This window comes from Bradyrhizobium sp. CCGUVB14 (assembly GCF_024199935.1).
In the GTDB taxonomy this organism is placed as follows: domain Bacteria; phylum Pseudomonadota; class Alphaproteobacteria; order Rhizobiales; family Xanthobacteraceae; genus Bradyrhizobium.
Genome location: NZ_JANADS010000001.1, coordinates 9,229,792 through 9,239,033 on the forward strand (window position 1 = coordinate 9,229,792; position 9,242 = coordinate 9,239,033).

Sequence of the window (9,242 nt, forward strand, 5' to 3'; positions counted from 1 at the left end):
GGGCAGCCGACCGCAGGCAGCCTCAGTTGGCCGCCATGAAGATGGAGAGGCCGAAGCCGGTCAGATGGTGCAGCGCCTGGTCGACGCCGATCAGGGTCCAGAACCAGGGGTGCTCCTGGTTGACGCCGAAATTGGCCGAGACCAGTCCCTTGGCGCGGTCGATCGTGATGTGAATGACGAAGTCGATGAGCGCCACGAACCAGAATTTCGGTGCGACGATCAGGATCAGCGGCAGCGCAACTGCAAGGTGAATCAGGCAGTGCACCAGAAGCGGCAAAGCCCAGCCGTGCTTCTGGTCCTTGCCGTGCGCCATCCATGCGGTCTGCAGCACGAAATCGGCGATGATGTGCTTGAAGGTGAGCAGCAACATCCAGCCAATGAGCGCTTCAACCGGAACCGCCGATGACAGAGGTGGAAACGACAAAGCTGACGCCCTCGTTGAATCGAAAAGAAAGAATGGAGCGTTCAGCGCAACTTCTTCTTGGACCCGTCAGATCATCGGGACCGCTGATTTATGACATCTCCCGCGACGGAATGCAGCCGGGGGGAACTGGAAAATCGCCAACTGTGGCTAAACGGTGATAGCATGACCAAACGACGCGGATCGGTCGGGTAAGGTTACCTTCGGCGCGGAATTTGCATTCTCTCGCTGGAGCGCTATCATCCTCAGGTAGAGGATTATCGTTCTTTTTTCAGATGCTTACGAATTTTCCGCGCGTGCCGCCGGCGATGCCCGTGCCGCCCGCCGTCCCAGAAATAAGGCCAGAGTGCTGCCATGAGTGCTGAAGGTCCGACCTCGTCGACCGAGCTCCCGCCGCCCCGGCGTCCCAAGGTGATCAAGACCAATCAGCAGCAGGTCGTGCTGTATGTCGTGCTGACCCTGCTGCTGTCGCTTGCCACCGTCTGGGCCGGACGCGCCTGGTTGCACAATTCGGAGACGCTGACCTTTGCCGTCGGCGCTCCCAACAGCGACGAAGCACTGTTCGCGACCAAGCTCGCCACACTGCTGAAGAACAACGCCTCCCGTTTCCGGATCAAGGTCGTCAACAACGCCGACGGCGCCAAGGCACTCGCGCAGTTCGATCGCAGGCAGGCCGATCTTGCCGTGCTGCGCACCGACGCCAAGGTGCCGCTGCGGGCGCGGACGCTCGCGATCCTCGAGCACGATCTCGTGCTGCTGCTCGGCCCCGGCAGCAAGAAGATCAAGTCGCTCGCCGAGCTCAAGAAGAAGAAGGTCGCCATTCTCGCCGAGAATGATTCGTCCCTCGCCTTCGTTCGCAGCATCCTCGACATTCCCGCCGACAGCCCCGACGCCGCGAAGATCCAGATGGCGCCGCAGGGTGCGACACTGGACAAGCTGTTCGCGCCGGCCAACGGCTTCAGTGCGGTGATTGCCGTCGTCCACGCCTCCAAAGCCGTGCGCGACAAGGCCTATGAGCAGGTCGCCAAGCGTGGCGGCTTCACGCTCAATGCAATCGACGAGGCCAAGGCCCTGGCACGCAAATTCCCCGGCATATCAGACGAGACGCTGACGGCAGGCACGCTGTCCGCCTCGCCCGAGATTCCCGACGACGATCTCGACACGATCGGCCTCGAATGGCTGCTGGTCGCTCAGTCCAAGATGTCGGCGACCACCGCCGGCGACATCGCGCGCATCGTCTACGAGAACAAGTCCGCGCTCGGGCTCGACAACGGCTTTGCGACCCATATCGAACCGGCTTCCGTCGAGAAAGATGCGTACGTGATGGCGCATCAGGGCGCCGCCGACTACATCAACGACGACACCAAGTCGTTCATGGATAAGTACAGCGACATGATGTATCTGGGCGCCGCCGCGCTCAGCGTCATCGGTTCGATCTTCGCTGCGATCTACGCCAAGATCACCCGCATCGCGCCTGAGAAGGCTGGCGAACTTTCTACCGCCGTCCTCGACGTCGGCGAACGCATCGAGCACGCCCATTCGCTGGATCAGCTCGAATGCCTGCAGGACGAGCTCGAGGGCATCTTGCGCGGCGCGGTGATCGGCTTGCGCGACGGCACGATCAGTACCGACGGCCTCGATACCTTCAAGCTCGGCTATGAATTCGTCCGCGACGAGATCGGCATGCGCCGCGACTACCTGAAGCGCCACGCCAGCGAGCTCGAGAAGATCGGCGCCCCCGCCGCGCTCCCGCCGCCCGAAGACAGCAATGTCGTCGTGGTGAAGACGGCTCAGAGTGCCTGACCTATCGAGGCCGTGCCTCGAGATCGGGCTCGCTCGCTTTTTGGGCGAATCGCGAGCCATGCCCCGGGAACCGTTTCCCTCGTACAACCGTTGGCGTTCTCAGCACAACCGGAGAACGCACCATGCGTCTGCTCCTTCTCATCATCTTGCTGGGAATGCTGGTTGCGGTTGGTTACTTCGGCTATTCGGCCATGGCGGTCGAAGGCGACCCGCTCCCGACGGAAGGTTATGTGGCACTGGCGCTCGGAGCGGGGTTCTCCGTGATCGTCGGCGTCGGCCTGATGATGCTGCTGTTCCTGAGCAGCCGCCGCGGCTATGACGAACCTCCACATTTCAAATAGCAACCAGACCCCGCCCCCTTGCGATTGGACGAAGTAGCCGCGCCCTGATCCGGGCGGATGGTTCGGCTGCCCGCCCCGTCGTTGACGGCCCCGGTCCGGGCGGGCACTTTGGCGCCCAAGTCCCTGGCCGGGACCGCCAAGCACCAAGATCGAGCCGCCATTCCGCATGTTCAAGCCGATGTTTCCCCCTCTGGCCCAGTTCGTGGCCGCGACCGCCGGCCGCAACATGACCAAGGCGGCCTATGTGGCCGTGACCGTCGGCGTGGTCAGCATGGTGCTGCTAACGCTCGATCCAGCCTATGAAGCGGCCCACCGTTGGGTCGATTTCCTGCTCTGGGCCTGTCTCGCCTATTTCGTGTTCGAATGGCTGGTCCGGCTGCGCCACATGGCGCGGCAGGGGCGGCTCGCCCTCTACATGTCCTCCTCGGCCGGGTGGGTCGACGCATTGGGGGCATTGGCGGTGCCGGTCGCCCTGATCCTCGGCGCCGAACCCAAGACCGCCTGGCTCCTGAGCGTGCTCTGGGTCTTGAAGGTGGTGCCGGGCATTCCCGGCCTGCGCCAGCTCCGCCGCGTGCTGGTGCTGGAATCCGGACCGCTGCTCAGCGTGCTTGTGATTTTCCTGATGGTGGTCTTCCTGGCCTCCGTCGCCGAATATTTCCTGGAGCGGGACGTGCAGCCGCAGACGTTTGGCAGCGTCCCTGCCGCGCTGTGGTGGGCGGTCGTCACCCTGACCACGACAGGCTATGGCGACGTCGTACCGGTCACGCCGCTCGGCCGCATGGTCGCGGCGCTGGTGATGATCTCCGGCCTCGGCGTGTTCGGCCTCTGGACCGGTATTCTGGCGACCGGGTTCGCGGCGGAAACCCGGCGTGACAACTTCCTCAAGACCTGGGAATCCGTCAGCAAGGTGCCGTTCTTCGCGGCGCTGGGGCCGGCAGCGATCGCTGACGTCACCCACATGCTGCGTACCATGGAGCTGCCGGCACGCACCATGATCATCCGCAAGGGCGCGCAGGGCGACTGCATGTACTTCATCGCGGCCGGCGCGGTCGAGGTCGACCTCCCCGGCAAGAAAGTCCAGCTCGGCGAGGGCGCCTTCTTCGGTGAGATGGCGCTGCTCGGCAACAACATGCGCGGCGCCAATGTCTCGACCACGAAAGTGTCGCGGCTGCTGGTGCTCGACCTCGTCGACTTCCGCGTGCTGATGGCGCGGCACCCGGACCTCGCCGAGACCATCGACGCCGAGGCGAAGCGCCGGGCGCTCGAAAACAAGTAATGGAGACAAGAATGTCGGACACAGCCGACGCGGCCAGCGGCCCCGTGCTCGAAATCAATGGTGCGCGCGCCACCATCCGCCTGAACCGGCCCAAGCATCTCAACCGGCTGCAGGCGGAGGATCTCGGCGACCTGGTCAGGCTGTTCGACCGGGTCGAGGCCGATCCAGCCATCCGCGTGCTGGTGTTGACCGGCACCGGACGCGCGTTCTCCGCGGGATACGATCTCAATTCGGTCGCCGAACGAGCCGTGAGCGCCAACGAGCAGCAGAGCGCGGGCTCGGCCTTCGAGGTCGTCGTCAATCGGCTGGAAGACCTCGGCGTGCCAACGATCTGCCGTCTCAATGGCGGCGTCTATGGCGGCTCGACCGACCTTGCGCTGGCCTGCGATTTCCGCATCGGCGTCGATACCGCCGAGATGTTCATGCCTGCGGCGCGGCTCGGGCTGCACTATTACAGGAGCGGCATCAAACGCTATGTGACGCGGCTCGGCGCCGACAACGCCAAGAAGCTGTTCTTGACGGCGCAGAAAATCACCGCGCCGGAGATGCTGCGCATCGGCTATCTCACCGCCATGGTGCCGGTCGAGACACTCGACGAGGAGGTCGACAGGCTCGCCAGCATCCTCGCCGGCAATGCCCCGAACGCGATGCGCGGCATGAAACGCGCAATCAACGAATTCGCCCGCGGCGAGCTGGATGAGCAAGCCGCCGACCAGCGCCACCGCGACAGCATGCGCGGCGACGAGATCAAGGAAGGCATCAAGGCCTTTGCGGAAAAGCGGCCGCCGCGGTTTTGAGGATCACCCCCGCTTCGACCGCATCGCGCGTGTCTGCGTGAGCTCTGAATCGTGCGACAGCGCCTGATAGCGTTTGCTGTCGACAGCGTAGATCGCGATTCGGCCCTCACTGTCGGCGTGCACACCCCAGCCGTAGCGCTTGCCGAGACCCGAGGCACGCATGCAGGCCTGGCCCCGCGAGAAGAACGTCGCGCGGGCAGCGTTCTTCTCGGACCTGGTCGCCTTGGCTCCAAGCTCACGCCCAGGCGCTGAGGTTGCGAAAATCACATCGTCCGACGTGTACGTGTAAGGTGCATTCGCGATCATCTCATATTGCAGGCCGGCCACTGTCGGTCGCCCGGCCCGCGGCGGCGGCTCCTCACCGAAGCGCGCCGGACAGTCCTCGGCAACCCGAATGAACGTGTCGAAACAGTTGGTCGTATGGAGCGGCTTGGCCATATGAGGTCCGGCCTCTTTAGCTTCCCGCGGCCGCAGCATGCTGCGCAGCCATCTCGTCATCCGCCGCACTGATGCGCTGGTACGCCGGCCTTGACGTGATGCGCTCACTGTAGCGGACAAATACGTCCTTCTTCGGCACGATGCCAAACATCATCGTCCAGCTGAACGCGACACCCCAAAGAATATCTGCTGCCGTCATCCGCTCGCCAAGCAGATAAGGCCCTTTCGACAACTGTGTTTCGAGCGCGCCCAGCATGGTGTCGTAGTCAGCGTAGGGCGACTGCGTGATCGGCATAGGATCGCGCTTCATGAACTTGTCGATCAGGGCAGGCTCGAAGGAGGCGCCGTAATAGGCGGTCCAGCGCAAATACGGACCGCGCAGCGGATCGCCAAGCGCAGGCGTGAGGCCGGCCTGCGGAAAGAGATCGGCGAGATAGATCAAGATGGCGACCTGCTCGGTCACGAGCGCATCACCATGGCGGATCGCAGGCACCTTGCCGAGCGGATTGATGGCGAGATAGGGAGGCCTCCGCTGCTCGCCGGCCTTCATGTTAAGGACATGAAGATCATAGGGCGCGCCGAGTTCCTCCAGCAGCACACGCGTGCCCATGGCCCGGCTTTGCGGCGAATAATACAGCGTGATGCGGTTCGGATCGGTCATGGCGCGTCTCCTCGGGTCGGCTTGCGATGGATGACCTTGTAGCGAACCATACCTGACATCCTGTGTCAGGTATGGTTTAAGGAGATCATGCGCGCGAGCCGGATGCTGTCGATCCTCACCACCCTCCAGGCCAAGGGACAGGTCACTGCGCCCGAACTCGCCGAGTCCTGCGAGGTGTCGGTGCGCACGATCTATCGCGACATCGACGCGCTCGCGGCGTCCGGCGTCCCCGTCTATGCCGACCGCGGCGCGGAAGGTGGCTACCGTCTGCTCGACGGCTATCGCGTACGCCTGAACGGCCTGTCGCAGAGCGAGGCAGGCGCGCTGTTCCTCGCGGGACTGCCAGGCCCGGCGGCCGCGCTTGGGCTCGATGCAGCGATGATCGCCGCACAGAACAAGCTGATGGCGGCGCTGCCCGCAAACTTGCGCGAAGACGCCGGGCGGATGCAGGAGCGTTTTCATCTGGACGCGCCGGGCTGGTTCGGCGAGGCAGAAGAGCCAAAGCATCTGCGCGCGATTGCCGGCGCGGCTCTGCGCGGGACATTGATAAAGATCCGCTATCAGAGCTGGCGCGCTGAGAAGCTGCGCCGTGTCGCCCCGCTCGGCCTCGTGCTGAAGGGTGGCAGCTGGTATCTCGCAGGCCAGGTCGACGGCAGCGTGCGCACCTACCGCATCGCGCGCGTGCTCGACTGCAGCGCGCTCGACGACCGCTTCGATCGTCCCGCCGATTTCGATCTCGCCGCCTACTGGCAGGATGCCACACTGCGGCTCGAGGCCGAGATGCACCCGAACGTCGCGGTCGTGCGGCTCTCACCATTGGGCGTAAAGCTGCTCGACGCGCTGAGCCAGCCTTACGTCAGGGCGCGCACGCAGATCGACGAAACCACTGATGCCGATGGCTGGCGCATCGCGAAGGTGCCAACCGGGAAAACCTCGTGGCATGCCGCCGCCGAATTGCTGCGGCTCGGCTCCGAGGCCGAGGTGCTGGAGCCCGCCGATCTCCGCGAGAAGATGGCCGAGATGACGCAGGCGATGGCCGCGCGCTATCGCGCGGCGCGGAAAGCCTGACAGCGGCGCACCTCGCCGCGGCCGATGAAACAATCCTGAAACACGATTCTCCCTCCTCCATGTGAACGCAATCACGCTTCGGCCCGACCGAGAAGCAGGGACACAACAACGGCCTCGCGCCACACTGGAGAATGAAGATGTTTCGTAAGCTTGCTCTTGGTCTGATCGCCGCCGGTTCGCTCGGCGCTGCCGCTCTCGCACCCACCGCGGCGTCGGCTCACGGCTTCCACCACTGGGGTCCCGGCTGGGGCTTCGGTTATGGCGGCCTCTACGTCAACACCGGCGTCAGCAACTGCTACCAGGAGCGCGTCGTCCCGACCCGCCACGGCATGCGCGTCCGCGTCGTGAATGTCTGCGCCTACGGGATCTACTGATATCGTGCCTTCACGACAAAGCTCCGGTCGCGCTGCGGCCGGAGTTTTGCGTTGAGATCAAGCGCTCTTCCGATGCCGGCGAAACCAGGCCCATGTCTCGCGCGTCGTTCTGATATAGCCACGGCCACGATAGACGATCTCACCATCGACGATGCCGTTCAGCCTTGGCAGGGCATGAAACGGAATCGAAGGATAGGCGTGATGCTCGACATGGTAGGGCATGTTCCAAGCAATCCATTTGACGACCGCACCGGTGTAGGTGGTGCGGGTGTTCTCGAACGCGCTGCGGGTCCGCTCGCAGCCGGTGTGCTCGGCGTAGAGATAGGGCCGCAAGAAAAATTGCCCGATGATCAGCGGCACGATCCAGACCCACAGCAGCAGCGCCGACGAGAACCACAGCGACAATGCGAGCAGCAACGCGTAGGACGCGACATAGGCGCGCGCCTCGGTCACGATGGTGGCGCGCTTGTTCTCGGGGATCCAGGGCACGACGACCTTGCCGGTGATGGCATGGCCGAGCATCAGCCGGAGGCGGCCGGCGACCTGGAGCAATCCGCTATAGGCGATCGCAAGCTGCGTGTCGGATGCCGGCTTCACGCCGACGATCAGCTCGGGGTCCTTGTCCGGATCCTGGGTATAGCGATGATGGTCCCAATGGAACAGGCAGTAATATTCGTAGGGAAGGCCGATGATGAACGCGGAGAGATAGCCGACCGCGAGATTCAGGCCACGACTCCTGAACGCGGTCTTGTGGGCAGTTTCGTGCACGGCCATGAACAGGAAGGCGACGAGATAGCCCTGCGCCACCACCAGCGGCAGCGCCCAGAGCACGCCATAGCGCGAAGACACCATCCAGATCAGCGCCCCGACCAGTACGATCGTTCCGTAGTGACCGAGGCTCTGCGCCGCGCCCCTGAGATTCGAGCGCACCGACAATTCGCGCAGCATGGCCGGGCTTAGCGGCTTCAGGCGATGGCCGGGCTCTGAAACTGTCGCATCGCTCATGATCGAGGACCTGTCTTACTTGCTGAGAAGCGCTGCGACCTCGGCCTTGAGGAAGGCCTGATCGCGCGGATTGTTGATGGGATTGCCAGCGCGATGGCCGTGCAGCGACGGGATCGGATGCAGCACCGCCGATTTCGCGTTGACGAGCTTGCCGAGCTCGTCCTCGTTGTCGCGAACATCGAAATAACGATCGGTCGCGCCCGGCATCAGCAGCATATGCGCCCTGACCGCCGCCAGCGCGCGATCGAGATCGCCGCCGAAGGCATCGCAGCGGCTGATATCGCCGCGCTGCCAGATACCGACCTGCGCCAGCAGATCGTTGGCGTCGCGGCGCGCAAATATCGTGTCCCAGGCGCGGACGAGATAGTCTTCCAGCGAGGTGAAGCCTGCCTCGCGCCACAGCTCGTCGCGATAAAATCCGTGCGACATCGCCCAACCGGCATAGACGCGGCCCATGGCGCGATAGCCGATCGTAGGCCTTTCGACGAAGCGGCCATCGCGAAAGGCCGGATCGCCGGTCAGTGCGGCCTTCACACTTTCAAGAAACACCTGATTGTATGGCGCACAGCGCGCGCTACCGCAGACGACCGCGGCACGCGCCACCATATCAGGGTGCAGCGCCGCCCAGTGATAGGCCTGCATGCCACCCATCGACCAGCCATAGACCAGCGCGAGCTTCGTGATGCCGAAGCGCTCGGTCAGCAGCCGGTGCTGGACCGCGATGGCGTCGTGGTAGGAAATTTGCGGGAACGGCCCGTTGCCGGAGTTCGATGGCGAGGACGACAGGCCATTGCCGAACAGATTCGGGATGATGATGAAATAGCGGGTGGGATCGAGAACGCCGTCGGGCCCGATCAGCCACTCCGTGTCGAAATGCTGCGCATTGAACGAGGTCGGATAGAGGATGACGTTGTCTTTGGCCGGATTGAGTGTGCCATAGGTCTTGTAGGCAAGCTTCAGCGAAGGGAAGACCGCACCGGATTGAAGCGTGACATCGCCAGCCTCGAAGATCTCGTAGTCGCTCTGCCCGGTCATGCGTCCAAATCCCGCTCGCGCGG

11 protein-coding genes are annotated in these 9,242 nt (G+C 63.8%); 6 read left to right on the top strand and 5 right to left on the bottom strand.

Features of this window, described 5'->3' with window-relative positions; translation table 11 throughout:
• Positions 1-22: 22 nt before the first annotated feature.
• A complete protein-coding gene (locus NLM32_RS43225; RefSeq protein ID WP_177248139.1) occupies positions 23-370 on the bottom strand; it encodes a DUF3307 domain-containing protein in 348 nt (115 codons plus the stop codon).
• Between the two features lie 405 nt (positions 371-775).
• Between NLM32_RS43225 and NLM32_RS43230 the strand changes: the two genes are divergently transcribed.
• The 4 genes from NLM32_RS43230 (at position 776) to NLM32_RS43245 (ending at position 4,638) form a co-directional block, all read left to right on the top strand.
• Positions 776-2,224: a TAXI family TRAP transporter solute-binding subunit gene (locus NLM32_RS43230; RefSeq protein WP_254134723.1), complete on the top strand. Its 1,449-nt coding sequence runs from the start codon at positions 776-778 to the stop codon at positions 2,222-2,224.
• A 122-nt stretch (positions 2,225-2,346) separates the two neighbouring features.
• Entirely contained in the window at positions 2,347-2,565 is a 219-nt protein-coding gene (locus NLM32_RS43235) for a hypothetical protein (RefSeq protein ID WP_254134724.1), read from the top strand.
• 166 nt (positions 2,566-2,731) lie between these two features.
• Complete coding sequence (locus NLM32_RS43240; RefSeq protein WP_254134725.1) at positions 2,732-3,841, top strand: cyclic nucleotide-gated ion channel; 1,110 nt, start codon at positions 2,732-2,734, stop codon at positions 3,839-3,841.
• Positions 3,842-3,852: 11 nt separating this feature from the next.
• Positions 3,853-4,638, top strand: a complete 786-nt coding sequence (locus NLM32_RS43245) for an enoyl-CoA hydratase/isomerase family protein (protein ID WP_254134726.1) — start codon at positions 3,853-3,855, stop codon at positions 4,636-4,638.
• Positions 4,639-4,641: 3 nt separating this feature from the next.
• Here NLM32_RS43245 and NLM32_RS43250 read toward each other — a convergent pair whose 3' ends face one another.
• Both NLM32_RS43250 and NLM32_RS43255 read right to left on the bottom strand, forming a co-directional pair.
• Positions 4,642-5,076, bottom strand: coding sequence for a DUF6157 family protein (locus tag NLM32_RS43250; protein ID WP_254134727.1), 435 nt, complete (start codon positions 5,074-5,076; stop codon positions 4,642-4,644).
• Between the two features lie 16 nt (positions 5,077-5,092).
• Complete coding sequence (locus NLM32_RS43255) at positions 5,093-5,737, bottom strand: glutathione S-transferase family protein (RefSeq protein WP_254134728.1); 645 nt, start codon at positions 5,735-5,737, stop codon at positions 5,093-5,095.
• An 87-nt stretch (positions 5,738-5,824) separates the two neighbouring features.
• On the opposite strand from NLM32_RS43255, the gene NLM32_RS43260 reads away from it, so the two are divergent.
• Entirely contained in the window at positions 5,825-6,805 is a 981-nt protein-coding gene (locus tag NLM32_RS43260) for a YafY family protein (RefSeq protein WP_254134729.1), read from the top strand.
• 137 nt (positions 6,806-6,942) lie between these two features.
• Positions 6,943-7,179 (top strand): hypothetical protein, encoded by a 237-nt coding sequence (locus tag NLM32_RS43265; protein WP_148771245.1) that lies wholly within the window; start codon positions 6,943-6,945, stop codon positions 7,177-7,179.
• Positions 7,180-7,236: 57 nt separating this feature from the next.
• On the opposite strand, the gene NLM32_RS43270 is transcribed toward NLM32_RS43265, so the two are convergent.
• Together NLM32_RS43270 and NLM32_RS43275 are read right to left on the bottom strand one after the other, a co-directional pair.
• Positions 7,237-8,184, bottom strand: a complete 948-nt coding sequence (locus tag NLM32_RS43270; protein WP_254134730.1) for a fatty acid desaturase — start codon at positions 8,182-8,184, stop codon at positions 7,237-7,239.
• A gap of 15 nt (positions 8,185-8,199) precedes the next feature.
• Entirely contained in the window at positions 8,200-9,219 is a 1,020-nt protein-coding gene (locus NLM32_RS43275; protein ID WP_254134731.1) for an alpha/beta fold hydrolase, read from the bottom strand.
• Between the last annotated feature and the right edge of the window lie 23 nt (positions 9,220-9,242).